The organism is Leifsonia poae (assembly GCF_050632195.1).
Classification (GTDB): domain Bacteria; phylum Actinomycetota; class Actinomycetes; order Actinomycetales; family Microbacteriaceae; genus Leifsonia; species Leifsonia poae_C.
This window is the reverse complement of record NZ_CP192580.1, coordinates 2367745-2393947: the sequence shown is the minus strand read 5'-3', so window position 1 is coordinate 2393947 and position 26203 is coordinate 2367745. Positions and strand designations below refer to the sequence as shown.

Annotated in this window: 23 protein-coding genes, 2 tRNA genes and 2 pseudogenes; 16 read left to right on the top strand and 11 right to left on the bottom strand. The window is 66.4% G+C overall.

What is annotated here, in order from left to right; genetic code table 11:
- The 7 genes and pseudogenes from ACQ86A_RS12110 to pepN form a co-directional block, all read right to left on the bottom strand.
- The gene (locus ACQ86A_RS12110) at positions 1–1152 is read right to left on the bottom strand and encodes a mechanosensitive ion channel domain-containing protein (RefSeq protein WP_431277295.1); all 1152 of its coding nucleotides are present in this window, start codon (positions 1150–1152) and stop codon (positions 1–3) included.
- Between the two features lie 54 nt (positions 1153–1206).
- Positions 1207–1883: pseudogene (locus ACQ86A_RS12105) on the bottom strand (response regulator).
- The gene (locus tag ACQ86A_RS12100) at positions 1880–3106 is read right to left on the bottom strand and encodes a sensor histidine kinase (RefSeq protein ID WP_431277294.1); all 1227 of its coding nucleotides are present in this window, start codon (positions 3104–3106) and stop codon (positions 1880–1882) included. The pseudogene ACQ86A_RS12105 and the gene ACQ86A_RS12100 overlap by 4 nt, the downstream one beginning before the upstream one ends.
- Positions 3094–3219 carry a hypothetical protein gene (locus ACQ86A_RS12095; protein WP_431277293.1) on the bottom strand — a complete coding sequence of 42 codons (126 nt, stop codon included), beginning with the start codon at positions 3217–3219 and terminating at the stop codon, positions 3094–3096. Before ACQ86A_RS12095 ends, ACQ86A_RS12100 begins: the two co-directional genes overlap by 13 nt.
- 10 nt (positions 3220–3229) lie before the next feature.
- On the bottom strand, positions 3230–4102 hold the full coding sequence (locus ACQ86A_RS12090; protein WP_431277292.1) for an ABC transporter permease subunit: 873 nt from the start codon (positions 4100–4102) through the stop codon (positions 3230–3232).
- On the bottom strand, positions 4053–4964 hold the full coding sequence (locus ACQ86A_RS12085) for an ATP-binding cassette domain-containing protein (RefSeq protein WP_431277291.1): 912 nt from the start codon (positions 4962–4964) through the stop codon (positions 4053–4055). The genes ACQ86A_RS12090 and ACQ86A_RS12085 overlap by 50 nt, the downstream gene beginning before the upstream one ends.
- 109 nt (positions 4965–5073) lie before the next feature.
- Entirely contained in the window at positions 5074–7617 is a 2544-nt protein-coding gene (pepN, locus tag ACQ86A_RS12080; RefSeq protein ID WP_431277290.1) for an aminopeptidase N, read from the bottom strand.
- A gap of 115 nt (positions 7618–7732) precedes the next feature.
- Here pepN and ACQ86A_RS12075 point away from each other — a divergent pair, with 115 nt between their 5' ends.
- From ACQ86A_RS12075 to ACQ86A_RS12060, 4 genes are read left to right on the top strand one after another with little or no spacing between them, the layout of a single operon-like run.
- The gene (locus tag ACQ86A_RS12075; RefSeq protein ID WP_431277289.1) at positions 7733–8221 is read left to right on the top strand and encodes a ribose-5-phosphate isomerase; all 489 of its coding nucleotides are present in this window, start codon (positions 7733–7735) and stop codon (positions 8219–8221) included.
- Positions 8221–9195, top strand: coding sequence for an Fpg/Nei family DNA glycosylase (locus ACQ86A_RS12070; protein ID WP_431277288.1), 975 nt, complete (start codon positions 8221–8223; stop codon positions 9193–9195). The genes ACQ86A_RS12075 and ACQ86A_RS12070 overlap by 1 nt, the downstream gene beginning before the upstream one ends.
- A gap of 23 nt (positions 9196–9218) precedes the next feature.
- On the top strand, positions 9219–9857 hold the full coding sequence (locus ACQ86A_RS12065) for an FMN-binding negative transcriptional regulator (RefSeq protein ID WP_431277287.1): 639 nt from the start codon (positions 9219–9221) through the stop codon (positions 9855–9857).
- On the top strand, positions 9854–11308 hold the full coding sequence (locus ACQ86A_RS12060; protein ID WP_431277286.1) for an amidohydrolase: 1455 nt from the start codon (positions 9854–9856) through the stop codon (positions 11306–11308). Before ACQ86A_RS12065 ends, ACQ86A_RS12060 begins: the two co-directional genes overlap by 4 nt.
- A 73-nt stretch (positions 11309–11381) precedes the next feature.
- Here the strand turns inward: ACQ86A_RS12060 and ACQ86A_RS12055 are convergent, their stop codons facing one another.
- Complete coding sequence (locus ACQ86A_RS12055; protein ID WP_431277285.1) at positions 11382–11864, bottom strand: Dps family protein; 483 nt, start codon at positions 11862–11864, stop codon at positions 11382–11384.
- A gap of 220 nt (positions 11865–12084) precedes the next feature.
- On the opposite strand from ACQ86A_RS12055, the gene ACQ86A_RS12050 reads away from it, so the two are divergent.
- The 5 genes from ACQ86A_RS12050 to ACQ86A_RS12030 all read left to right on the top strand — a co-directional run bounded on the left by ACQ86A_RS12050 (position 12085) and on the right by ACQ86A_RS12030 (position 16709).
- Positions 12085–13476: a sensor histidine kinase gene (locus ACQ86A_RS12050; RefSeq protein WP_431277284.1), complete on the top strand. Its 1392-nt coding sequence runs from the start codon at positions 12085–12087 to the stop codon at positions 13474–13476.
- 22 nt (positions 13477–13498) lie between these two features.
- The gene (locus tag ACQ86A_RS12045) at positions 13499–14155 is read left to right on the top strand and encodes a response regulator transcription factor (RefSeq protein WP_431277283.1); all 657 of its coding nucleotides are present in this window, start codon (positions 13499–13501) and stop codon (positions 14153–14155) included.
- Positions 14156–14237: 82 nt separating this feature from the next.
- Positions 14238–14450 (top strand): Rv0909 family putative TA system antitoxin, encoded by a 213-nt coding sequence (locus tag ACQ86A_RS12040; RefSeq protein WP_431277282.1) that lies wholly within the window; start codon positions 14238–14240, stop codon positions 14448–14450.
- A gap of 187 nt (positions 14451–14637) precedes the next feature.
- Entirely contained in the window at positions 14638–15285 is a 648-nt protein-coding gene (locus ACQ86A_RS12035; protein ID WP_431277281.1) for an HNH endonuclease family protein, read from the top strand.
- A 5-nt stretch (positions 15286–15290) separates the two neighbouring features.
- Positions 15291–16709, top strand: coding sequence for a cell wall-binding repeat-containing protein (locus ACQ86A_RS12030; RefSeq protein WP_431277280.1), 1419 nt, complete (start codon positions 15291–15293; stop codon positions 16707–16709).
- A 122-nt stretch (positions 16710–16831) separates the two neighbouring features.
- Here the strand turns inward: ACQ86A_RS12030 and ACQ86A_RS12025 are convergent.
- Positions 16832–16905: transfer RNA gene (locus ACQ86A_RS12025), tRNA-Gly, on the bottom strand.
- Between the two features lie 166 nt (positions 16906–17071).
- On the opposite strand from ACQ86A_RS12025, the gene ACQ86A_RS12020 reads away from it, so the two are divergent.
- The 7 genes and pseudogenes from ACQ86A_RS12020 to clpX form a co-directional block, all read left to right on the top strand.
- Positions 17072–17149 (top strand) — tRNA-Pro (locus ACQ86A_RS12020).
- Positions 17150–17201: 52 nt separating this feature from the next.
- Positions 17202–18617: a trigger factor gene (gene tig, locus ACQ86A_RS12015; RefSeq protein ID WP_431277279.1), complete on the top strand. Its 1416-nt coding sequence runs from the start codon at positions 17202–17204 to the stop codon at positions 18615–18617.
- A 79-nt stretch (positions 18618–18696) separates the two neighbouring features.
- The gene (locus tag ACQ86A_RS12010; protein WP_431277278.1) at positions 18697–19170 is read left to right on the top strand and encodes a tetratricopeptide repeat protein; all 474 of its coding nucleotides are present in this window, start codon (positions 18697–18699) and stop codon (positions 19168–19170) included.
- A 104-nt stretch (positions 19171–19274) separates the two neighbouring features.
- The gene (locus ACQ86A_RS12005) at positions 19275–19874 is read left to right on the top strand and encodes an ATP-dependent Clp protease proteolytic subunit (RefSeq protein ID WP_431277277.1); all 600 of its coding nucleotides are present in this window, start codon (positions 19275–19277) and stop codon (positions 19872–19874) included.
- A gap of 26 nt (positions 19875–19900) precedes the next feature.
- A complete protein-coding gene (locus ACQ86A_RS12000; RefSeq protein WP_431277276.1) occupies positions 19901–20569 on the top strand; it encodes an ATP-dependent Clp protease proteolytic subunit in 669 nt (222 codons plus the stop codon).
- 28 nt (positions 20570–20597) lie between these two features.
- A complete protein-coding gene (locus ACQ86A_RS11995; protein WP_431277275.1) occupies positions 20598–21374 on the top strand; it encodes an AAA family ATPase in 777 nt (258 codons plus the stop codon).
- A 120-nt stretch (positions 21375–21494) separates the two neighbouring features.
- A pseudogene (gene clpX / locus ACQ86A_RS11990) lies at positions 21495–22751 on the top strand (ATP-dependent Clp protease ATP-binding subunit ClpX); the annotation flags it as partial.
- A 12-nt stretch (positions 22752–22763) separates the two neighbouring features.
- Here the strand turns inward: clpX and ACQ86A_RS11985 are convergent.
- A complete protein-coding gene (locus ACQ86A_RS11985) occupies positions 22764–24062 on the bottom strand; it encodes an ion channel protein (RefSeq protein WP_431277274.1) in 1299 nt (432 codons plus the stop codon).
- Positions 24063–24127: 65 nt separating this feature from the next.
- Positions 24128–26167, bottom strand: coding sequence for a M3 family metallopeptidase (locus ACQ86A_RS11980; RefSeq protein ID WP_431277273.1), 2040 nt, complete (start codon positions 26165–26167; stop codon positions 24128–24130).
- Positions 26168–26203 lie beyond the last annotated feature (36 nt).

Genomic DNA, 26203 nt, shown 5'->3' with positions numbered 1-26203 from the left:
TCACTCCTCCGGAGGCTTGGTCACCGACGGCTTGGTCGTCGGCGGGTTCGTCGTAGACGGCTTGGTCGCCGACGGCTTCGTCGTCGGCGGCTTCGCCGTGGTATCGGGCTGGGTCTTGATGGTCACCGAGCGCGGATCGGGGACGACCGTTCCGGTTCTCTTCGCCGCGGCACGGGCCTTCCGACCCTTCGGCTGCGTTTCGATCACGGGCGTCGGGCGGGTGCGCGGCGGCTTGGCGCCGTTCACGCTGGCAGCGCCCTCGAAGCCGCTCAGCACGATGGTGTTGAGCGAGGGCAGCCGCACGCCCATCTCGTCGAGCGCGGCCTTCAGCTGCTTGCGCAGCTCGCGCGAGACGTCGTCCCTCGCGGTCGTCCTCGTCTTGATCACGAGACGCGTGACGAGCGCGTCGGCCGAGATGGATTCGAGCCCCCAGATCTCAGGCTTCTCCAGGATGCGCGAGCGCCACTTCGGGCTGGTGGCCAGTGCGGTGGCCGTCTCGAGCATCTTCTGCTCGACGGCTTCGACGTCGGCGTCGTATGGCACGGCGAGGTCGATGACGACTCGGGACCAGCCCTGGGACATGTTTCCGACGCGGAGGATCTCGCCGTTGCGCACGAACCACAGAACGCCATTGACATCGCGAACCTGTGTGACCCGGATGCCGACCGCCTCGACGACGCCGGTGGCCGGACCGAGGTCGACCACATCCCCGACGCCCAGCTGGTCCTCCATCACCATGAAGAGGCCGTTCAGAACGTCTTTGACGATGTTCTGAGCACCGAAACCGAGGCCGGCACCGATTGCCGCGGTCAGCAGTGCGAGGGAGCCCAGCGCGTTCGGAGCCAGCTCGTTGAACACGAGGATGATCGCGATGATGCCGACCGTCACGTTGACGACGTTCGAGAGCACCGTGCCGAGTGTGCGCGTCCGCTGCACAACTCGGACGGCCGCGAGCGGCGACGCGACCAGAGCCTGCGTGTCGGTGACGCTCTGGTTCTTCTTGACCCCGCTGACGATCTGGTGCACGACTCGCCGGATGACGACGCGAAGGATCCAGCTGAGCAGGAACGCTCCGATGATGATGCCGGCGATGCGGGCGAGCGTCCAGCCGCTCTCGATCGCCCATGTGCCCAGGTCTGTCCAGAAGTTCATTTTCAGCAACATAGGTATCCGAGCCTACCGAGCCCCGCCTTGGCGGCCGCTGGGTCAGCGCTCGACGAGGCCGTGGTCGTAGGCGAAGATCACCGCGTGCACGCGGTCGCGCAGGTGCAGCTTGGCGAGCACCCGTCCGACGTGCGTCTTGACTGTCGACTCCGTCAGGAAAACTTCTCGCCGATCTCGCCGTTCGAGAGGCCTTGGGCGATGGCCAGAAGGATCTCGCGCTCGCGCGGGGTCAACGCTGCCAACGGATCGGCGGGCTGGGTGCCGACGGGGGCGGATGCGGGGAGCCGGTCCGCGAACATCTCCAGCATCGATCGGGTCACCCGCCCGGACACCGCTGCGTCGCCCCCTGCGACGGCGCGGATGGCCGACGTCAGCTCGGCAGGTCGCGCATCCTTCAGCAGAAAGCCGCTAGCACCCGCTCGCAGCCCGCCGAACGCGTATTCGTCGAGGTCGAACGTGGTCAGGATGATGATGCGAGCCGCAGGGTTCGCGGCGACGATGCGTCTGGTCGCCTCGATGCCGTCGAGGTTCGGCATGCGAACATCCATCAGGATGACATCGGGCCGGGCCTCGACGGCCAGACGGACCGCTGCGGCTCCGTCGGCCGCCTCCCCGACGACGGAGAGGTCGCTCTCGGCCTCCAACACCATCCGGAATCCCAGGCGCACCAGGGCCTGATCGTCGACGAGCAGTACTCGGATCGGTGCCGCGTCGGTCACTGGGTGTCTCCTCGGTTGTCTGTGTGGTTCTCGATGGTGTCGAAGACGGCGCGGAGTCGCCACCCGCCGCCGGAGCGAGGTCCGGCCTCGAGGGTGCCCCCGTACAGTCCGACGCGCTCGCGGAGGCCGAGCAGGCCGCGTCCCGTGCCCTGTCCGGACGCGCCGTGAACGGCGGCATCGTCTTCCACGGTGATGGAGATCGCGCCGGTTTCGTACGCGATCTTCACGTCGACCGCTGTCGCCAGCGCTGCGTAGCGCAGTGCATTCGTGAGCGCCTCCTGCACGACGCGGAAGACCGTGAGCTGCTGTCCGGTGTCGGTGGGAGCCGCACCGGTGACGGTGATCCTGACAGGAAGGCCGGCAGCGCGGAAGCGTTCCACGAGTTCGCCGAGCTCACCGATCCCCGGCTGCGGCTCTCGGTCGGCGCCATCTCCTTCTGCGGCTCGCAGCACGCCGAGGAGCCTTCGCATGTCGCCGAGTGCTGAGCGGCCGGTCTCCGCGACCATCCGCATCGCATCCGCCGACCGTTCGGGCGATGTCTCGGCCAACCGCGACGATCCGTCGGCCAGCGTGATCATCACGGTGAGGCTGTGGGAGACGATGTCGTGCATCTCGCGGGCGATGCGGCCGCGTTCCGCCGCCGCCGCGATCACGGCCTGCTGGTCGCGCTCCCGCGCCAATTGCTGCGCGCGATCGATGAGTGCGACCAGGTACCGACGTCGGTTTCCGATGTTGATGCCGATGAGCACCCAGAAGAGCGAGATCAGTACGACCGTGATCCAGGATGCGGTCGGGTTCGAGTCGAAGGGCTCGTACGTGCTCCGGTCGCCCGCGATCACCGCCGCCGGAGACTCGCCCCCGAGCTGCGCTGCCGCGCCGCCGAAAAGCAGAACCCCGAGGCCGAGGGCAGCGGCCGTCGAGACCGAGACGACGCCGAAGGCGATCCAGGCAGCAGGTGCCGAACGGTAGACGGCGATCGCGTAGAGGGCGACAAGCACGGCAACGAAGTCGACCTCGTGACCGAGGAAGAGGGTCGCCAACATCGCGACGAGGGCGATCGCGAAGACCGCGACGGGAAAGCGCCGCCGTAGAAGCAGCGCGGCGCCCGCGAACGCCGACAAGCCCAGCCGGAGGGCGTTCTGCCAGGTCGGATCGGCGAACATCCACACGATCCCGATGATGATCGTCGGCACCAGGTAGACACCGGCGATCACCGCATCCACGAGCACAGGATGCGCCGCGAGGTAGCGCCGGATGACGCCCGGCGGCCGGGGAGTTCGAGATCTCCCCCGGCCGGAGAAGCCGTCCGGGAGGGGGAGATCTGGTCGTTCGTCATAGTGGGAACGCTACGCGTCCCGGCGCTTCATGATGATCGCGCCGGCGACGAACGAGACCGCCGTCCACGCCACGACGATGAGGACGTTCTGATACGGCAGGAAGTCGGCGTTGGTGCCGCCGGCAAGGGCCTGACCGGCCGTGCTGATCAGGTACTTCGGCACATCCTTCAGCCAGTCGATGTTGGTGAGCCCGTTCACGATGTTCAGGATGATCGGCAGCAGGAAGACGACGCCCAGTGCGGCCGCGATGCCACCGGCCGCAGAGCGGAGGATGGTGCCGAGCCCGAGCGCGAACACCGAGACGAGGCCGAGGTAGAGCCCCGCACCGAGGATCGCCCACATCGTGCCCGCCGTGAACTCGAACGTGAGTCCCTTGCCGGTGAGCGCGGGGATGGCGATGGCGTATCCCGCGATGGTCGTGACCAGCCCGACGATGAACGAGCACACGAAGAGGACGAGAGCCTTGGCGAAGAACACCGGGGTGCGGCGCGGAACGGCAGCGAACGACGACCGGATCATGCCGGTCGAGTACTCGCCGCTGATCGCGAGCACGCCGAGAACAGCGACGATCAGCTGGCCGATCAGGATCCCGCCCGTTGCCGCGCTCAGGATGAGCCTGCCGCGCTCAGCGGCGGACATCTGCGAAAGCACCGTCTCGGGGATGGTGAAGGCGATGAGCGCCGTGATCCCGAGCCCGAGGAGGAGCACGATCGCGTACGTCCAGAACGTGGAGCGGAGCGAACGGAACTTGATCCACTCGGAGCGTACGACGCGCGCGAACGTGAGGTGCCCGTACCTGCTGTGATAGGCGGGGGTGTTGCGACTGCGGTGCTCATCGGGTGACCTCCGTGCGGTATTCGACCTCGTCCTGCGTGAGGGCAAGGTAGGCCTCCTCGAGGGAGGCGTTGATGGGGGAGAGCTCGTGGAGCACGATGCCGAACTGTGCGGCGGCCTCACCGATCTGCGCGGCGCTCAGGCCGTCGACCTCGACGAGTTCGCTCTCGATGCCGGTGATGGTCACATCGGCTCCCTGGATGGCACGGGCGAGCGCGTCGATCTGGGGGCTGCGAACGCGCACGGAGTTGCGCATCGCGCCGTCGAGGATGTCCTGCACAGGCGCATCGGCAAGGATGCGGCCGCGACCGAGCACGATGATGTGGTCGGCCGTCTGAGCCATCTCGCTCATCAGGTGCGACGAGAGGAACACGGTGCGGCCTTCGCTCGCCAGGTGGCGGGCGAACTGGCGCACCCAGAGAACACCTTCGGGGTCGAGACCGTTGACCGGCTCGTCCAGGATGAGCGTCGCCGGGTCGCCGAGCATGGCCGCGGCGATGCCGAGTCGCTGGCCCATTCCGAGCGAGAAGCCGCCGACGCGCTTGCCGGCGACCGCTTCGAGCCCGGTGAGGCCGATGACCTCGTGCACCCGGCTCTTGGGGATGCCGTGGGTGGCGGCCATCGCCAGCAGGTGGTTGTACGCGGATCGGCCCGTGTGGACCGCCTTCGCGTCGAGGAGTGCGCCGACCTCGGTGAGGGGCGACTTGTGCTCGACGTAACGCTTGCCGTTGACGATCGCCGTGCCGTGCGTCGGACGGTCGAGCCCCATGATCATGCGCATGGTGGTGGACTTGCCTGCGCCGTTCGGCCCGAGGAACCCGGTGACCTTCCCGGGCTGGATCGTCGCCGAGATATCGTTGACGGCGGTCTTGGCGCCGTACGTCTTGGTGAGACGGGTGAGTTGGATCATGGGTACGACTCTATTGATGTTCGCGGTACCGATACATCGGAGTCGGGTGTGGCAAAAGAAAAGCGCGGAATGGTACCGAAGTACCATCCCGCGCCCGTTCTCAAGCTGCCTACTTGGCGTCGCGCTCCTGGGCGGCGATGGCGCGCTCGACGCCCGCCAAGTTCTCGACGACCAGGCGGCGCAGGGCGGCCGGCTCCTGGTTCGCGTCGAGCCAGGCACGGGTCGCATCCCGCAGCTCGGCGTTCGCCAACGGTGCCGGATACATGCCCGCGACGAGGTACTCGGCGATCTTGTAGCTGCGCGACTCCCACACGCTCTGCAGCGAGTCGAAGTACGGCTTGACAAACGCTGAGAGCACGCTCTTGTCGGCCGCGCGCTGGAACCCGAGGCCCGTGAAGCGCACGATCGTGTTCGGCAGGTTGTCGCTAGCGAACACCGAATCCCAGGCCGCCTGCTTGCCTTCGATAGTGGGGGCGGATGCGGCGGCCTGCGCAGCGAACTGCGCACCGTTGGCCGTGTTGTCCGCCTCGAGGGCCGCGTCGATCTCCGCCTTGCCCGCCTTGCCGCCGGCGACGAGCGCGATCAACAGCTCCCAGGCGAGGTCGGTGTCGACCGTGAGCCCGTCGAGCTTGGTCTCGCCGTCGCGGAGGGCCGCGATCGTGGCGAGCTGCTCATCCGTCGACGCCAGGGCGGCGAAGAACTTGACGAACTGGAACTGGGCGTCGCTGCCGGCCTCGGCCTGCTGGGCGAGGGTCCAGAGCGCGGATGCCGCATCCTGAACCGTCGATCCCTGCTTCGCAGGTGCGACGTATGATCCCGCAGCGAGGACAAGCTGGCTGAGCGTGGTGCGGATGGTGGTCGACTCGGTCTCGGGCGCGATGTTGCCGAGAACCAGGCGCACGTAGTCGCTCGCCGATGTCTCGGCGTCGCGCGTCGCATCCCAGGCCGCGCCCCAGACGAGCGACCGGGCCAGCGGGCTCTCGATCTCGGAGAGGTGCTCGATGGCGACCTTGAGCGACTCGTCGTCGAGACGGATCTTCGCGTATGCGAGGTCGTCGTCGTTGAGCAGCACGAGCGCGGGACGCGCGAGCCCGACGAGTTCGGCGACCTCGGTGCGCTCACCGTCGACGTCGAGTTCGATGCGGTGGTCGCGTACGAGCTTGCCGCCGACGAGGTTGTAGAACCCGATGGCGAGGCGGTGCGGGCGGATGGTCGGGTAGTCGGGGTGGGCAGACTGCAGCACGGCGAAGGAGGTGATCTTGCCGTCGGCATCCACCTCGATCTCGGGACGCAGGGTGTTGACGCCGGCGGTCTCGAGCCACTGCTGCGACCACTCGGTCAGGTCGCGACCGCTCGTGGCCTCGAGCTCGACGAGCAGATCGCGCAGCTCGGTGTTCGAGTGCTCGTGCTTCTTGAAGTACTGGGCGACACCGGCGAGGAAGTCATCCTGGCCGACCCAGGCGACGAGCTGCTTGAGCACGGATGCGCCCTTGGCGTATGTGATGCCGTCGAAGTTGACCTGCACGTCTTCGAGGTCGTTGATGGTCGCCACGATCGGGTGGGTCGAAGGCAGCTGGTCCTGCTTGTACGCCCAGCTCTTCTCCATGGCGGCGAAGGTCGTCCACGCCTCGTGCCACTCGGTGGCCTCGGCGGTGGCGAGGGTGGAGGCGTACTCGGCGAACGACTCGTTCAGCCACAGGTCGTTCCACCACTTCATGGTGACCAGGTCGCCGAACCACATGTGTGCGAGCTCGTGCAGGATCGTGACCACGCGACGCTCCTTGATGGCGTCGGTGACCTTCGAGCGGAAGACGTAGGTCTCGGTGAACGTGACGGCGCCCGCGTTCTCCATCGCTCCCGCATTGAACTCGGGAACGAAGAGCTGGTCGTACTTCTCGAACGGGTACGCGTAGTCGAACTTCTCCTCGTAGAACTCGAAGCCCTGGCGGGTCTTCTCGAAGATGTAGTCGGCATCCAGGTACTCGGCGAGGCTCTTGCGTGCGTAGACGCCGAGCGGAATTGTGCGCCCGTCGCGGCTGGTCAGCTCGCTGTGCACCGACACGTACGGTCCGGCGATGAGGGCGGTGATGTATGAGGAGATGACCGAGGTGGGAGCGAACGCCCAGGTCTTCTTGCCGTCGCCCGCATCCGTCGGCTCGGGGGTGGGGGAGTTGCTCACAACGGCCCAGTGCGCGGGCGCGGTGACCGTGAAGGTGAAAGCGGCCTTGAGGTCGGGCTGCTCGAACACGGCGAACATGCGCCGCGAATCCGGAACCTCGAACTGGCTGTAGAGGTAGACCTCGCCGTCGACCGGGTCGACGAAGCGGTGCAGGCCCTCGCCCGTGTTCGTGTAGATGGCGTCGGAGACGACGGTGAGCTCGTTCTCGGCCTTCAGACCGTCGAGCTGGATGCGGACGCCATCACTCACGACGGCCGGGTCGAGCTCGGCGCCGTTCAGGGTGACCGAGTGCACGGTGCGGGTGATCGCATCGATGAAGGTGGATGCGCCCTCGGACGCGGAGAACGTCACTGTCGTCGTCGACAAGAAGGTCTCGGGGCCCGTCGTCAGGTCGAGGGTGACGTCGTAGCTGTGGGTGCTGACGAGCGCTGCACGCTCCTGGGCTTCGACGCGGGTGAGGTTTTCTCCGGGCAACGCTGACTCCTTCGGCTGTTCGTGTGTGGATCGTGTCCAACAAACAACCCTAGACCGATCGCCGGTGACGGATGCGGCGAGCGGTTTCGTCGGCGGGTTTCCCTAAACTGGCACCATGCGCATCCACATCGCCACCGATCACGCCGGTCTCGACTTCAGCAAGCACCTTCAGACGCATCTGTCGGCCGCCGGACACGAGGTCGTCGACCACGGACCGCAGTCTTACGACCCGATCGACGACTACCCGGCGTTCTGCATCAACGCCGCTCATGCGGTCGTCCTCGATCAGCAAGCGGGCGTGGATGCGCTCGGCATCGTCTTCGGTGGGTCGGGCAACGGAGAGGCAATCGCTGCGAACAAGGTGAAGGGTGTGCGGGCAGCGCTCGTCTGGAACGAGAGCACCGCCAAGCTGGCTCGCGAGCACAACGACGCCAACGTGATCTCGATCGGCGCCCGGCAGCACACGGTCGAAGAAGCGACGAGCTTCATCGATACCTTCATCGGTGAGCCGTTCTCTGAAGAGGAGAGGCACGTGCGTCGCATCGCTCAGCTCGCGGAGTACGAGGCCACCGGCGACATCGCGGGTAAGAACGTGGACCGCTGATGCCCGAGGGTCACTCCGTCCACCGCATCGCGCGCCAGTTCGCTCAGAACTTCGTGGGGCACCGGATCGCGGCGTCCTCCCCGCAGGGGCGTTTCGCCGAGGGTGCCGGTCGTATCGACGGGCACGTGATGACCGACGCGAAGGCCGTCGGCAAGCAGATGTTCCTGGAGTTCGACAACGACCTGTGGCTGCGCATCCACCTCGGCATGTACGGCGCCTGGGACTTCGCCGGCGACATCTCGGTCGACCCGACCATCGCTTCCGCGAACGGACGCATGGGCCAGACCAATCAGCGCGGCACCGTGTACGACTCGGCGGGCGAGAACTCGCTGCACAGCATCGGAGCGCCACGTCGAACTCGGCTCAGGATGGCCGAATCCGAGAAGCTCGAGCCGGAGATCACTGAGTTCCCGCCTGAGCCGATCGGCCAGGTGCGGGTGCGTCTGCTGAGCGACACCGCGGTAGCCGACCTGCGCGGGCCGACCGCGTGCGAGGTGCTCGACCCCGCCGAGGTGGATGCGGTGATCGCCAAGCTCGGCCCCGACCCGCTGCTCGAGAACGATCAGGCCATCGAAGACCGCTTCGTCGAGACGGTACGCAAGAAGCCCAGCCCCATCGGGCTGCTCCTAATGGATCAGTCCGTCGTCAGCGGCATCGGCAACGTCTACCGCGCCGAACTGCTCTTCCGCGCGCGCCTGAACCCGCACACCCCGGGCAAGAAGGTGCCGGAAGAGACCGCGCGGGCGCTGTGGCGTGACTGGGCCAAGCTCCTGACGGTCGGTGTCGAGACCGGTCAGATGCTCACGATGGACGATCTGGACGAGGATGCGCTGCGCAAGGCGATGGCATCCCGCGACGACAGGCACTGGGTCTACAAGCGCGAGGGCCTGCCTTGCCGGGTGTGCGGAACGAACATCCTGCTCGAGATGATGGGCTCCCGCAAGCTGTACTGGTGCCCGGTGGATCAGGCCTGATCAGGCGACACGACAGGAAGACGATGCGACAGAATCCGAGCTTCACGCTGGCCGATCCCACCGAGATCAAGCGGCTCATCCGCGACAACCCGTGGGCGACGCTCGTCAGCAACACTTCGGAGGGGCTCGTCGCCTCCCACTACCCGGTGCTCGTCGACGAGTCTCGCGAAGAACTCTCTATCGTCACCCACGTCGGGCGTCCGGATGAGCAGCTCCACGAGCTCGGCGAGCACGAACTGCTGGTCATCATCCAGGGGCCCCACGGCTACATCTCTCCCGGCTGGTACGACCCGAAGCCCGCCGTGCCCACCTGGAACTTCATCGTCGCCCACCTGAGTGGCGTTCCCGAGATCCTGAGCGACGAAGAGAACTTCCGGGTGCTCGGCAAGCTCGTCGACCACTTCGAAGACCCAATGCCGAACCCGCGGCGCATGGAGGGCACTCCCGAGAATGCGGCTTACGCCCAACGGATCTCGTCCGGCACGGTCGGATTGCGGCTCACTCCCACCCGCATCGTCGCGAAGAGCAAGATGAGCCAGAACCAGCCGGCGCACACCGTCGACCGCATCGTCGCCGAGCTCGAGGGTGACGGCCCTTACGCAAGCACGGCTCTCGCCGCCGAAATGCGGCGCGTGCACGACCGGATGCGCGCCGCCCGATGAGCCTGGTGCTGCGCGGCGGGCGTCTGCCCACCGCCGACGGCACCGTCGACCTGCTGATCGAGGGTGGGGAGATCGCACAGATCGCGCCCGCCGGTCGGCTCCGAGGCGACGAGGTCGTGGCGCTCGACGGTCGCTGGGTGATTCCGGGCCTCTGGGACCAGCACGTGCACTTCACCCAGTGGGCGCAGACGGCGCGTCGTCTCGACGTGTCGGGCGTCGGGTCCGCAGCCGAGGCCGCCGAACTGGTGCGTCAGCACGCGGTTCAGGATGCGGACGACGGCCCGATCATCGGCTTCGGCTTCCACGACGCGCTCTGGCCCGACGTCCCGACCCGCGACCTGCTCGACGCGGCGGCCGGAGATCGCCCGGCCGTGCTGATCGCGGGGGATCTGCACTGCAGTTGGCTGAACACAGCGGCAGCCCGGCTCTTCGCGCCCGAGACCGCCGCGCATCCCGAGGCCGCCGTTCTTCGCGAAGACGCGAGCTTCGCGGTGACGACGCGACTCGCCGCGGCCGATGACGAGACCCTCGACCGCTGGGCTCAGGATGCGGGCCGAGCCGCCGCCGCTCGAGGCGTCGTCGGCGTCGTCGACCTCGAGTACGGCTGGAACCTCGACGTCTGGCAGCGGCGGATCGCCGGCGGCTTCGACTCCCTTCGCGTCGAGTTCGGCATCTATACCGATCACCTGCAGCCGGCGATCGACAGCGGACTGCGCACGGGCACGCGCATCCCGGGCACCGAAGGCCGTCTCACGGTCGGGCCGTACAAGGTCATCACCGACGGATCCCTCAACACCCGCACCGCGTACTGCTTCGACCCGTATCCGGACGGCGGTCGGGGAGTACAGAACCTCATGCCCGATGAGCTGGTGTCGTGGATGTCCCTCGCCGCGGCGAACGGCATCGAGCCCGCGATTCACGCCATCGGCGACCACGCGAATCGCATCGCACTGGATGCGTTCGAGGCCGTGGGGTGCACCGGCCGCATCGAGCACGCCCAACTGCTCACCGACGAGGATGTGCCGCGTTTCGCGCGTCTCGGCGTTGTCGCCAGCGTGCAGCCCGAGCATGCGATGGACGATCGGGATGTCGCCGATGCACTCTGGCCAGGACGCACCGAGCGCGCGTTCCCGCTCGCAGCGCTCCACCGGGCTGGTGTGCGTCTGGCGTTCGGATCGGATGCCCCGGTCGCGCCCCTCGATCCTTGGATCGCCATGGCGGCGGCCGTCTCGCGGTCGCGTGGCGGGCGCGAGCCCTGGCATCCGGAGCAGACCATCGCAAGACGGGTCGCACTTGCCTCGTCGGTCCGTTCGGAGCTCGCCGTCGGGGCGGCGGCCGACATCGCGGTTCTCGACGACGATCCCTTCGGATGCAGCCTGGGCGCCCTGCGCTCCATGCCCGTCGCAGCGACACTGCTGGCCGGCGCCTTCACGTACGACACGCTCCGGTGACGCATCAGTACGCACACGCAGAAAGGGCCGCCCGAAGCGGGCGGCCCTTTCTGCGTGCGACGTCGTCGCGGAACTACTCGCTGATGTGCGCGAACAGGAACCAGCGGTCCTTGTCCAGGCCACGGGCGATCTCGATCGCGACGTCCTGGCTGGTCTGGTCGAGCTCGTCCAGTTCCTTCACCGCGGTGTTCACGCTGGCAAGGGCGGCGTCGATCTGAGCAATGACCTCGGCGATGGTATCGTTCGACTGGCGGAAGCCCGCGGTCAACTCCTTGGTGCTGGTCTTGGCGGCCACGGTGCCGAGGCGCGCGTCGACCGGGAGGCCGAGGGCCACGATCCGCTCGGCGGCCGTGTCGGCCCAGTCCTGAGCGTGGGCCACGATGTCGTCGAGCAGCTCGTGGACGCCGATGAAGTTGGCTCCGCGAACATGCCAGTGCGCCTGCTTGCCGTTGACGACGAGGGCGGTGAGGTCGATCACCACGGGAGTGAGGAACTGTGCGACTCCGGCAGCGACGTCCGGGTTGGAAACACTCTGGGATACGGTCACATCCGTCATGGGGCGTCCTTTCGTTTGCCTGGGTCAACGCTACGCGGCTGGGAGAATTCCGCAACGAAGCTGAGCCTGTGCTAAGTAAGGTTCGCCTGGCCCGGCCGTGCGTTACGGAGACCGGGGGATATCCCCCCGAGGGGTTCGGTTGTCTCCCCGATACTGCGGCGCGGGCCCGTTCGCGAGGCTGGATGCATGCCCGGCGAACCCCGATCCCAGGAGATGTCCCATGACCACTGAAACCTCTGGCACGCTTGACGGCGTGACGACAACCGGAGAGCCCGTCGAGAACGCGAAGAGCGCGGGACGGGGTTACGGGATGCTGTGGCGGGGCGTCCCCCGCGAGCTCGGCTTCCTGCTCCTCACCATGCCGATCGCAATCGTCGGACTCGCAGTGACGCAATCGCTCTTCTGGACGGGGGTCGGCACGCTCGTCATCTACGTCGGCCTGTTCATCCTCATCGGCACCTTCTACACGGTGCGCGGCTTCGGCACGCTCGAGCTCGTGCGGCTGAACTGGGCCGGGCGGCCGGAGATCACACGGCCGCAGTGGGAGCCCGCGAACAAGCCGCGCACTTTCTGGCGCTCGGCGTTCGGACCGTTCGTCAACGGCCACTACTGGCTGTACCTGCTGCACACCATGATCATCAATCCGATCGTGAGCATCTTCTCCTGGACGGTCACTATCGTCTGGGCGTCGATCGCGCTCGGCGGACTGACGAGTTGGATCTGGTACGGCTTCATCCCGCAGGGTGACCGGGACTTCTTCCTCTCTCGCACCATCGTCGACTGGGCGTTCGGCACGCAGTCGACCTTCGATCCGCGAGTGGGGGACAACATCCTGCAGCTGATCCTCGGCGTGGTCTTCGCCGCGACTCTGCCGTTCGTGACCCGGGGACTGACCCTGATGCACCACGGGATCGCGGCCGGTGTGCTCGGCGCGTGGCGTTCTGAGGCGCTCCAGCGGGAGGTGGCCGACCTGTCCGCCTCCCGCGGTGCGGCTGTCACCGCCGAGGATCAGGCGCTGCGCCGCCTCGAGCGCGACCTGCACGACGGACCGCAGCAGCGGCTCATCCGGTTGCAGATGGACATCGCGACGGCCGAACGCAAGTTGGACAGCGATCCGGAGGGTGCTCGGGCGATCCTCGCCGAGGCCGGCGCTCAGGCGCGCGACACGCTCGAGGAACTGCGAGCGCTGTCCCGCGGCTTCGCCCCGCCCATCCTGCAGGACCGCGGTCTCATCGTCGCGGTCGAGTCGCTCGTCGCTCGCAGCCCCATTCCGATCCAGCTGGAGACGGCGATCGCACCGGGAACCCGGTTCTCGCCCGAGCTCGAGCGCAGCGCGTACTACGTCGCGGCCGAGCTGGCCACGAACCTGGCGAAGCACTCCGAGGCGACGGCGGCGCGGCTGTTCATCGACCTGCGCACGGATGCGGCGGGCGTGACCTGGCTGGACGTCTGGCTCACCGACAACGGAAAGGGCGGGGCGACGCTCCTCGACGGCCACGGATTGCGCGGCCTGGACGAGCGCGTGCGCGGCCTCCGTGGAGACCTCGTCGTCGACAGCCCCGTCGGCGGGCCGACCCAGATCGGCGCCCACATCCCGGTGCCGTCGGCCTGAAGCGGCGCTCTAGGCTGGAGGGGTGTCAGACCCCTCCAGCCTTCGCGTCGTCGTCGCCGACGACTCCGTTCTCCTGCGTGAGGGGCTCATCCGGCTCTTCGACGAGGCCGGGTTCGACACGGTCGGCGCGTACGGTGACGCCGACAGCCTGCTGGCCGAGATCGACGAGACGCGACCGGATGTCGCGGTGCTCGATGTACGTATGCCGCCCACATTCCGCGACGAAGGCGTGCGGGCCGCGATCAAGGTGCGGCAGGAGCATCCGTCGACCGCCGTACTGCTTCTCAGCCAGTACGTGGAAGGTACGTATGCGCAGGAACTGCTCTCTGCGGGCAACGGCTACACCGGCTACCTGTTGAAGGATCGCATCGCCTCCCTCGACGAGTTGAAGGATGCGATCACGCGCGTGGCCGACGGTGGCACCGTTCTCGACCCCCAGGTCGTGCGCGAGCTTCTCGTGCGCCGAACCGACCCTCTCGCGGCGCTGACTCCGCGCGAGACCGAGGTCATGCAGCTGATGGCGGAAGGGCGCACCAACGCCGGCATCGCCCGTCGACTCGTCATCGGTGTGGGAGCCGTCGAGAAGAACGTCACTTCGATCTTCCAGAAGCTGGGACTTGAGGACTCAGGATCCGATCACCGGCGCGTTCTCGCCGTTCTGGCTTACCTGCAGCGCTGACTTGGCGGCAGCCCTTGTCGGTTCCTCGTGTCGAGGTCAGAATGAGGGCCAAAGAGCTCGGCTGACAGAAAGCAGGTGCGCAATGGCTGGTCTGGACGACATCACCAACAAGGCCAAAGAATTCCTCGACAGCGACGCGGTCAAGGATGCCCTCAAGAGCGAGCAGGCAGAGGACATCAGCGACAAGCTCCTCGACGGCGTCGCCGACGCGGCCAAGAAGGTCACCGGCAACAAGTTCGAGGAGCAGATCGACGGCGCCCGCGACTCCGCCGACAAGGCCGTCGGCACCGAGTAGCGCTAGACGACGCTTGAATACGAACGGCCGGGCCCCTCGGGACCCGGCCGTTCGTGCTTAGTCGTGCCAGAAGCGGCCCGATGCCCTCACAACGGGGACAAGCCAACGCAACGCTTAGCTGCCATGATGACCGGACCCGAGTGTTTAACAAGGTCGTCGAGCTCGAGACTGAGCGCTGCGAAAGCTTGTGAACAAGTCAAACCCGAACGGACTCATTTTGCGCGCGCTCTCCATTGGCAGTGCTGTTGCCCTCGTACTCTCGTCGATCGTGGCCATCGCGGGACCCGCAGTCGCCGCCGCCCCGGTCGCCCTCTCACCCGGGGATGTGTCCACTGCGGCCACCGTGCTGGGAGAACTCACAGTCGCCGCCGACCTGACTGCGCCCTACAGCCGGTCGGAGTTCGAACTCTGGATTGATGCAGACGCAAACGGGTGCGACACGCGTCAGGAGGTGCTGGTCGCCGAGTCTGTAGTCCCAGTGACCTATGGCAGCGGGTGCACTGTTACGGCTGGCGAGTGGGACTCGTGGTACGACGGCGCGGTCTGGACGAATCCGTCCGACGTCGACATAGACCACTTCGTCCCTCTTGGCGACGCCTGGCGATCGGGCGCAGCAAATTGGACTGCAGACGAACGCAAGGACTACGCGAACGACCTCGACTTCGACTTGACGCTTGTGGCGGTCACAGACAACGTCAACTCGTCCAAGGGCGACCGGGATCCAGCGCACTGGCTTCCCCCGAAGCCTCGATTCAGTGTCAATACGCAATCGACTGGGTTCAGGTCAAGTACAGGTGGAACCTCACCGTCGACCCGACCGAAGATGCGACCCTGAAGAGCATGCTGTCGGGCGACTGCGGCGACACTGCGGTGACGGTTCCAGCGAAGGGCAGCGCGCCCACTGGTGCACCGTCCGGCACTGCCGTGAATCGGATCGCGGGTGCCGACCGCTACTCGGTCGCAGTGAACATCTCACAGAACTGGACACCCGGGGTGCCTGTCGTCTATATCGCCAAGGGCACCGACTATCCCGACGCGCTCTCAGCCGCCCCGGCAGCCGTGGTCGGTGGCGGCCCCTTGTTGCTGGTCATGCCAAACGCCATTCCCGCCGTCGTGCTCGCGGAACTGCAGCGATTGCAGCCCAAGAAGATCGTCGTCGTCGGTGGCGAGGGGTCCGTTCAGCCGGCTGTGTACCTCCAGCTGAGTACCCTGACGCCGTCGATTGTCCGTCTGGCCGGCGCAACGCGCTATGAGGCGTCTCGTAACGTCGTGAGCTACGCATTCGGCGCTACAGGCGCGCCACGGGTGTACGTGGCGACCGGCCAGAATTTCCCTGACGCGCTGTCGGCGAGCGCGGCGGCGGGCACGCGCGGGGCACCTGTGCTGCTTGTGCCGGGCAATGACGCGACCGTCGCTCAGGAGACGACGGATCTGATCAAGTCGCTGCATCCCAATGATGTTGCGATCGCAGGTGGACCCGGCTCCGTGTCTTCAGGCATCCAGACGGCGCTCTCCGGCCTCGGCCTGCCAAGCGGTGTCACCCGACTCACGGGAGCCGACCGATTCGACGCATCACGAAACATCAACCACGACACATTCACCGCGGCGAACCAAGTGTTTCTCGCGACGGGATTGAACTTTCCTGACGCGCTTGCCGGAGCACCGTTTGCGGGACGACTCAGCGCGCCGCTCTACGTGATTCCGGGGAGTTGCATCCCGCAGAACATCCTCGCCGACATTCAGGCTATGGCGCCGGCGCAAATCACTATTCTCGGCGGTCCGGCTTCGGTGTCAGGCGCGGCCGAGAGCCTGACACCCTGCCCGATTTCACCAACAGGCAGTGTTGCGTTCACCTGTTCACCGGCACCGAGCCTGACAGCCACAGTGTCCAATCCGAATTCTTTCGCCATCACTCTGACGATCCGACTCGCCTCCGGCGCCGCTACCAGCGCTGTGGTGCCGGCCCACGCGTCCGGAACGTATGCGGGTCCGACGCCGGCCGAGGACACAAACCAGTACGTCAGCCTGAGTTACAGCGGCGGGACGTTCTTGACCACGGGTGTACACCGAGACTGCACAGCGCCACCTGTGACGCCGCCACCGGGACCGCCGGCCAATCCGGGCGACACGAAGAATTGCGGTGACTTCTCCACACACGCCGCAGCACAAGCCTGGTTCAACTACTACTACCCCTACTACGGCGATATCGCGCGCCTCGATCAGGACAACGACCTGATCGCGTGCGAGCAGTTGCCGTGAGTCTCCGCTGACCGAGGCTCGCTCGGGCCCGGCAGTTCGCACGTAGACATGCCAAAAAGGGCGGTCGAATCTCCGAAACCGCACTCTTGGGCACGATGGGACTCTCTCGAAAGAAGAAAAAATGGAGGGGATGACGGGAATCGAACCCGCGTAATCAGTTTGGAAGACTGAGGCTCTACCATTGAGCTACATCCCCGCGCCGCCCGGAAGCGGGCACCAGGATATCGTAGTACAGGTTTCGCTACGGGCTTGACGGGCGCGCCCGGGGCGGCGCGCGTACAGTAGACTTGCGCGTGGTCTTTCGCCCTCGACGGCATGTGTCGCGTCGCGGTTACGGACCGGCGGGTGAGGTCTTACGAACCCGGGGCGTAGCTCAGCTTGGCTAGAGCGCCCGCTTTGGGAGCGGGAGGTCGCAGGTTCGAATCCTGTCGCCCCGACCAGACCTCAGACCTTGCGAATGACCATCGTTCAACTACAGGAGAACCCAACAACGTGAAGACCACGGTTGAAAAGCTGAGCCCCACTCGTACGAAGCTCACCGTCTCGGTGACGCCCGAGGAGCTGAAGCCGAGCATCACCCACGCCTACGGGCACATCGCCGAGCAGGTGAACATCCCCGGCTTCCGCAAGGGCAAGGTTCCGCCCGCGATCATCGATCAGCGCGTCGGCAAGGCCGCCGTTCTCGAGCACGCGGTCAACGAGGGTCTCGACGGGTTCTACCGTCAGGCCGTCGAGGAGAACGACATCAAGCCCCTGGGCCGCCCGCAGGCGGACATCACCGAGTGGCCGAACGAGAGCGACTTCTCGGGCGACCTGCTGCTGACCATCGAGGTTGACGTGCGCCCCGAGATCGAGCTGCCCAAGTACGACGACGTGAAGATCACCGTCGACGCGGCCGAGGTCACCGACGCCGACGTCGACGAGGAGCTCGACACGCTGCGCAGCCGCTTCGGCACGCTCGTCACCGTCGACCGCCCGGCCAAGACCGGCGACTTCGCCCAGATCGACCTCGTCGCCAAGATCGGCGATGAAGAGGTCGACACCGCCAACAGCATCTCCTACGAGATCGGCTCCGGCGAGCTCATCGAGGGCATTGACGAGGCGCTCGACACGCTGACCGCCGGCGAGACCACCACCTTCTCGGCACCGCTCATGGGCGGCGACCACGAGGGCGAGGCCGCCGAGATCACCGTCACGCTGACCGCCGTCAAGGAGCGCGAGCTTCCGGATGCCGACGACGACTTCGCGCAGATCGCCAGCGAGTTCGACACCATCGGCGAGCTGAAGGACAGCCTGCGCGAGCAGGCCGCCCGCTCGAAGACCTTCGGGCAGGGCACGAGCGCCCGCGACCAGCTGGTCGAGAAGCTGCTCGAGCTCGTCGAGATCCCCGTCCCCGAGCAGCTCGTCGAAGACGAGGTTCACCGCCACCTGGAGCAGGAGAACCGTCTCGAAGACGACGTTCACCGCGCCGAGGTCGCCGAGTCGAGCGAGAAGACCTTCCGCACGCAGATCCTGCTCGACGAGATCGCTCAGGCCGAGAACGTCAAGGTCAGCCAGGATGAGCTCACCCAGTACCTCATCCAGGGTGCGGCTCAGTACGGCATGGACCCGAACGAGTTCGTGAAGATCCTCAGCGAGAACGGCCAGATCCCGTCGATGGTCGGCGAGGTCGCCCGCAACAAGGCGCTCGCGATCGTGCTCGGCAAGGCCACCGTCACCGACTCCAACGGCAACAAGGTCGACCTCACCGAGTTCACCGCCCTCCCGGAGGACGAGGAAGACGGCGAGAACATCTTCGAAGAGGTCGTCGAGACCGCTGACGCGGCAGAGGCCGAAGAGGCCGCCGACGAGGCTCCGGCCGCCGAGGCAGAGAAGCCCAAGAAGAAGGCTGCCGCCAAGAAGAAGTAGTCCACGTCGAGAGGCCGGGAGTCGCAAGGCTCCCGGCCTCTCGCGTACCCCGGCACGTTCTCGATGGGAGACTGACGCGATGGAGTGGCAGGAACGGGTGGATGCCGTGTGGGGGTCCGCGGGGGAGAACAGCGAAGACGAGGTGGTTGCAGCGATCGACGCCCTCGTGGCAGAGCGAGGCGAGACGGATGCGGTCGCGCTCTTCGAATCCGCAGGCGCCCGCGACTTCGCAGGCCGTGAGGCCGAGGCCGAGCCACTGTATCGTCGGGCGCTCGAACTCGGCCTCGAAGAGCCACAGCGCGCGCAGGCGATGATCCAGTTGGCGAGCACCCTGCGCAATCTCGGCCGGGCGGACGAGAGCGTGGCGCTGTTGCAGCGTGAGCTTGCCGAGCATCCTGAGCACCCGTTGGCGGATGCTGCGCGCGCCTTCCTGGCGCTGGCTCTCCACGACGCGGGTGAGCCGACGGCGGCATTACGCGTCGCGTTGGCCGCACTCGCACCCCGTCTGCCGCAATACGGACGCGCCGTCGCGGCCTACGCGGAAGAGCTCTAGCTGTGAGCTCGCGCCACGCCGCTCTGCCCAGGGCGAACACGCCTGATGCGGCGCGTTGGCTCCGATAGATTCATTCACGAAGCGACAAGGAAATGGAGCGACACATGGCCGATATGGGCATGCAACCGAGTGTTTTTGACCGACTGCTGAAGGACCGCATCATCTGGCTGGGTTCCGAGGTGCGGGATGAGAACGCGAACGAGATCGCCGCGAAGCTGCTTCTCCTCGCCGCCGAGGATGCCAAGCGCGACATCTATCTGTACATCAACTCGCCCGGCGGATCGATCACGGCCGGCATGGCCATCTACGACACGATGCAGTTCGTGCCGAACGACATCGTCACCGTGGGAATCGGAATGGCGGCCTCGATGGGCCAGCTGCTCCTCACCGCGGGCACCAAGGGCAAGCGTTACATCACGCCGAACGCGCGAGTGCTGCTGCACCAGCCGCACGGTGGCTTCGGTGGAACCGCCAGCGACATCCAGACCCAGGCGCAGCTCATCCTCGACATGAAGAAGCGTCTCGCCGAGATCACCGCGGCGCAGACCGGCAAGAGCGTCGAGCAGATCAACGCCGACGGTGACCGCGACCGCTGGTTCACCGCGCAGGAGGCCCTCGAGTACGGCTTCGTCGACCACATCCGTGAGACCGCGACCGAGGTCGTCGGCGGCGGCGGAACCGACATCACGTCGGACGCCAAGTAGAGGCCCCGGAAGGAATAGGAACAGACATGAACATCCCCAACTTCGGCGGCCAGGCCTTCAACGGCGTCCAGGCGCCGGGCTCGCGGTATATCCTGCCGAGCTTCGAGGAGCGCACGGCTTACGGCTACAAGCGCCAGGACCCGTACGCGAAGCTCTTCGAAGACCGCATCATCTTCCTCGGTGTGCAGGTCGACGACGCATCGGCCGACGACATCATGGCCCAGCTGCTCGTGCTCGAGAGCCAGGACCCCGACCGCGACATCGTCATGTACATCAACTCGCCCGGTGGCTCGTTCACCGCGATGACGGCGATCTACGACACGATGCAGTACATCCGTCCGCACATCCAGACGGTCGTGCTCGGTCAGGCTGCTTCGGCTGCCGCCGTGCTGACCGCCGCCGGCACCCCTGGCAAGCGGCTCGCGCTGCCGAACGCCCGCATCCTGATCCACCAGCCCGCCGTTGGCGAGGCTGGTCAGGGCCAGGCGTCCGACATCGAGATCCAGGCCAAGGAGATCCTCCGGATGCGCACCTGGCTCGAGGAGACGCTCGCTCGTCACTCGAACCGCTCGCAGGAGCAGGTCAACAAGGACATCGACCGCGACAAGATCCTGTCGGCGGAAGAGGCCCTCGAGTACGGCCTGATCGACCAGGTGCTCACCAGCCGCAAGACGCTGCCGGCACTGGTCAAGTAGCGACTCACTGTCGAGTACCCTCGACAGCATGACCGAACAGGGCGATCGTCTGTACGACGATCGCCCCGTTCGTCGTGTACGGGCATACACCGACGCGGCCTGGGATGCGGAGAGCTGGCCCGGCTCCATCCCCGCGGTCGCGCAGGTGCTGCGCGACGGCCTCGAACTCGCGCGCGGTGTCACTTTCCTGATCGGCGAGAACGGCAGCGGCAAGTCGACGCTCGTCGAAGGAATCGCTGCGGCCTACGGCTTGCCGCCCGAGGGCGGAAGCAATCAGGGATCGCATGTGACGCGCGCGTCCGAGTCGCCGCTCGGCTCATGGCTGCAGGTCGAACGAAGCGTGGGCGCGCCCAAGTGGGGCTTCTTTCTGCGTGCCGAGACCATGCACGGCTATTACACGTATCTCGAGTCGTTACCGGGCAGTCCGGATGCGAACCTGCACTCCCTGAGCCACGGCGAGTCGTTCAACGACCTCCTCGAGAACAAGCTCAACCATCCGCACTTCACCGCCGGTCTGGTCGTGCTCGACGAGCCGGAGGCGGCACTCTCGTTCGGCTCGACGCTGGAAATGGCTCGCGAACCTCAGCGAGATGGTGAGTCGCGGAACGCAGGTGCTGTGCGCGACGCACTCGCCGATTCTGGCCTCGCTACCGGGCGCAAAGCTGCTCGAAGTGGGGGAGTGGGGCATCCGGGAGAGCGGGTGGGAGGAGCTGGAGCTCGTGCAGCACTGGCGGTCGTACCTCGACTCGCCCGAGCGCTATCTGCGGCATCTCCTCTGAACGGCACCCGCATGCCTGCTCGGTAGGGCGCGCAACAGGAGGATCGCTGACGGCGAACGCGCCGATGACCATTTGCGGCCGGGGTGCGCACCTTTGTCGCTCGCACAGGTTAGGCTCGACAGAAGAGACCCGGAGGAGGGTGACGGATGGCTCGCATCGGGGAAAGCGCCGATCTGCTCAAGTGTTCCTTCTGTGGCAAAAGCCAGAAGCAGGTACAGCAACTCATCGCCGGTCCGGGCGTGTACATCTGCGACGAATGCGTCGAGCTGTGCAACGAGATCATCGAGGAGCGCCTGGCGGAAGCCGGCGAGGAGGCGTCGAGCGAGTTCGACCTCCCGAAGCCGAAAGAGATCTTCGGCTTCCTCGAGGAGTACGTCATCGGCCAGGAGGCCGCCAAGCGTGCGCTCGCGGTCGCGGTGTACAACCACTACAAGCGGGTTCGCGCTCGCGCCACGATCACCTCGGCGGATGTCATCGACGACGTCGAGATCGCTAAGAGCAACATCCTGCTGATCGGCCCGACGGGTTGCGGCAAGACGTATCTGGCCCAGACTCTCGCGAAGCGGCTCAATGTCCCGTTCGCCGTCGCAGACGCCACCGCGCTCACCGAGGCGGGCTACGTGGGCGAGGATGTCGAGAACATCCTGCTCAAGCTCATTCAGGCTGCCGACTACGACGTGAAGCGCGCTGAGACCGGCATCATCTACATCGACGAGGTCGACAAGATCGCCCGCAAGGCCGAGAACCCGTCGATCACCCGCGACGTCTCCGGCGAGGGCGTTCAGCAGGCGCTGCTCAAGATCCTCGAGGGCACGGTCGCGTCGGTTCCGCCGCAGGGCGGTCGCAAGCACCCGCATCAGGAATTCATCCAGATCGACACGACGAACGTGCTGTTCATCGTGGCGGGCGCGTTCGCGGGGCTCGAAGACATCATCTCCCAGCGTGCGGGCAAGAAGGGCATCGGTTTCGGCGCCCCGCTGCACAGCAAGGGCGACGACGTCAACCTGTTCAGCGAGGTGCTTCCCGAAGACCTCCACAAGTTCGGCCTCATCCCCGAGTTCATCGGGCGCCTTCCTGTCGTCACCACGGTGACGCAGCTCGACCAGGAGGCGCTCATGCAGATCCTGACCGAGCCGAAGAACGCGCTCGTGCGGCAGTATCAGCGCATGTTCGAACTCGACGGCGTCGAGCTCGACTTCGAGCAGCCCGCCCTGGAAGCGATCGCCGACCTCGCGGTTCTCCGCAAAACGGGTGCTCGCGGTCTGCGGGCCATCATGGAAGAGGTTCTCGGGCCGATCATGTTCGAGGTCCCTTCGAGCAGCGAAGTCGCCCGCGTCGTCGTGACGCGCGAGGCGGTGCTCGAGAACGCCGCTCCGACGATCGTTCCCCACCGCCCGCGCCGCGAAGAAGTCCGCCTAGGCCGGAGCCTTCTCGGATCGTTCCGTGCCGGGCAGTTCGCTCGGTGCGACGATCGCCATGTGGGGTGCCCACGTGACCATCAGCCAGGTGGGCAGGATCACCAGGCACAGCACGGGCAGAATGGCGATGCTGCCCGTGACGACGACGCCGATGAAGATTGCGATCCAGCCGTCGCGCCCGACCGCGAGAACGACCCCGAGAATCCCGGATGCGACCGCGACCACCGGCGGAATGCTCGGGACGAGCGCAACGGCCAGCAAACCCACCGCAGCCCCGATGAACACGGATGGGAAGATGCGGCCACCACGGAACCCCGAGGCCGCAGCGATGACGAGAGCGACGAGCTTCACGCACACGATCAGCAGCAGCTGAGACGCCGGATACTGCGCCCGATCTTTGACCAGCTCGGCCATTTGTTCGAGACCCTTGAAGAGCGTGATCGGGCCGCCGATCGCACCCAGGATGCCGAGCACCACGCCGCCGGCAGCGGTGACGAGGAGCGGATTCCGAAGGGCATGGAAGGCTTTGTAGACGTGGGGGAACGCGAGAACGCCCACGAGTCCGATCAGTGTGGCGACCATCCCGATCACGATGGCGCTCAACAGGTCGATCGGTTGGACGGCTGTGTATGCAGGCATCGGTATCGTGAACTGCGGATGCCCGAGCAGCAGCATCACCAGCGATCCCGTCGCCGCCGACACAAGCGGGAGGAAGAGCCGGTCCCACAGGGCGCCACCGGTCTTGAGGGCCGCGACGATGCCGGTGAAGATGAGCGCGGCCGCTACCGGCGTGCCGAACAGGGCGCCGATCGTACCGGCCGCCGTGATGAGCACGACGAGGTCCGTCGGCACCGCCTTCCACAGGCGCGCGACCAGCCAGACCAGGATGCCCGTGTTGATCGCGATGATCGGATTCTCGGGGCCGAGGCTCACTCCGCCGGCCAGAGCGAGGATCGTGACGACGATCAGTGACGGCAGTGCTGCAATCTTCAGCGGAGGCGCGACCAGCTCAGTCGTCGCGGAATCCCGACCACCGTGGCCGGGCATCAGCCAGATAACGAGCCCGACGGCGATACCGGTCGCGGTGAGCACCGCGAATATCCACCAACCGGACGCGGGATCAATCCCTAACGCACCGGGAAGCCCCTGCCAGAGACCCGCGTCGAGGACGTCCGCGACCTCGTCGAGGGCCCACAGCGTGAGCGCGGAGACCACACCGATCAGCACGGCAGGGATGCTCAGCGCGAGCAGGGTGCGCACGGACGGCGCCGCGCGCTCTCCAGCGTCAGTGCTCATCCGGAACCCTCCCCGCGTTTGGGCTCAGCGTAGAGCCGGGCGCGGGGAGGGGTCTAGGGCGGGTTTCAGTCGTCGAGGCCGCGACGCTTCAGCAGCGGCTCGATGACCGCATCCCGGCCCCGGAAATCGCGGTACGCCTCAAGCGGGTCCTTGGAGCCGCCGACGCCGAGCAGGCGCTGGCGGAACCGGTCGCCGTTCTCGCGGAGCAGACCGCCGTTCTCCTTGAACCACTCCACCGTGTCGGCGTCGAGCACCTCGCTCCAGATATAGGAGTAGTAGCCGGCGTCATAGCCGCCCGAGAACGTGTGCGCGAAGTAGGTGCTGGCGTAGCGAGTCGGCACAGCCGGGTTGTCGAGACCCACGGCCGCGAGGGCCTTCGCCTCGAAGTCGGCGACGTCCGTCACCGTGTCGTCGGCCGTGATGGAGTGCCAGGCCTGATCGAGCAGAGCTGCGGCGAGATACTCGCTGGTGAGGAAGCCCTCGTTGAACGCCTCGGACGCGTGGAGCTTGTCGACGAGCTCCTGGGGCATCCGCTCACCGGTCTGGTGGTGAACGGCGTAGTTCTCCAGGATCTCGGGCCAGAGCATCCACATCTCGTTCACCTGGCTGGGGAACTCGACGAAGTCGCGGTAGACGTTGGTACCCGCGAACTTCGGGTAGGTCACGCGCGCGAACAGCCCGTGCAGGGCGTGCCCAAACTCGTGGAACAGCGTGTTGGTCTCGTCGTAGCTCAACAGTGTGGGCTCACCTGCCGCAGGCTTCGGAACGTTGAGGTTGTTGACGACCACCGTCGGGTAATCGAGCAGCTCCGACTGGGAGATCAGGGGGTTCATCCATGCGCCACCGCGCTTGGAGTCGCGCGTGTAGAGGTCGAGGATGTACAACCCGAGAGCGGAGCCGTCTTCGTTCCTCACCTCGAAGACGCGGGCCTCGGGGTGATAGGCGATCAGGTCAGGGCGCTCGGTGAAGGTGATCCCGTAGAGCCGTGTCGCGGCGTAGAAGACGCCGTCGTGCAGCACCTGCTCCGCCTCGAAGTACGGACGCATCGCCGCGACGTCGACGTCGTACTCCGCCTGGCGGACCTTCTCGGTGTAGTACGACCAGTCCCAGCTCGCCAGATCGAATTCCTCGCCCACCTGCTTCTGCAGGGCCTCCTGCTCCGCGCGGGCGTTGCGGGCGGCGGGAGGCGCGAGCCGGCCGAGCATGTCGGCGACGGCCTGCGGGGTCTTGGCTGTCTGATCGGCAGTCACTGCCGCGGCATGCGACTCGAAGCCGAGGAGGCGGGCGCGCTCGGCGCGGATCCGAGTGATGTCGAGCACGAGCTGACGGTTGTCGTGATCGCCGCCGTGGATACCCCGGGACCGCGAGGCGGTCATGATCCGTTCGCGCACATCCCGATTCTTCAGGCTCGCCAGGTACGGGTGACCGGTCGGGAGCACGAGTGTGACCACGTACTTGCCGTCGAGGCCTCGCTCCTTCGCCGCCTCGGCGGCTGCAGAGATCTCCCCGTCGCCCAGCCCGTCGAGTTCGTCGGCCGAGTCGAAAACGACGGCCAACTCGTTCGTGTCGGCCAGCAGGTTCTTCTCGAAGCGGGTGGTGAGGGTCGAGAGCTGCTTGTTGTGCTCCCTGAGCGCCTCTTTGTGGTCGTCGCTGAGTCCGGCTCCGGCGAGCGTGAACTCGTCGTAGTAGCGCTCGACGAGATAGCGCGACTCAGCGTCGAGGTCGAGCGAGTCGAGTTGGTCGTGGATGGCTTTGATGCGTTCGTAGAGCACCGGGTCGAGCCGGATCGCGTCGGAGTGGGCGGCGAGCAGCGGAGCGATCTCTTCTTCGAGAGCATTCGTGAAGTCGCTGCTGTCGGAGGAGCTCTTGTTGAAGAAGACCTCGGCGACCCGCTGAAGGGTCTGACCGGAGGTCTCCAGCGGAATCATCGTGTTCTCGAACGTCGGGACCTCGGAGAGAGCGGTGATGGCCCGGATCTCATCGAGCTGCTCCGCGAACCCGCGGTCGAACGCGGGGCGGTAGTGCTCGTCGCGGATGTCAGCGAACGGCGGCAACTGGTAGGGGAGCGTGCTCGGTGCGAAGAACGGATTGGAGGTGTCTGCCATGCACCCAGCCTAGAACGCGACCTTCGCGCAGACGCA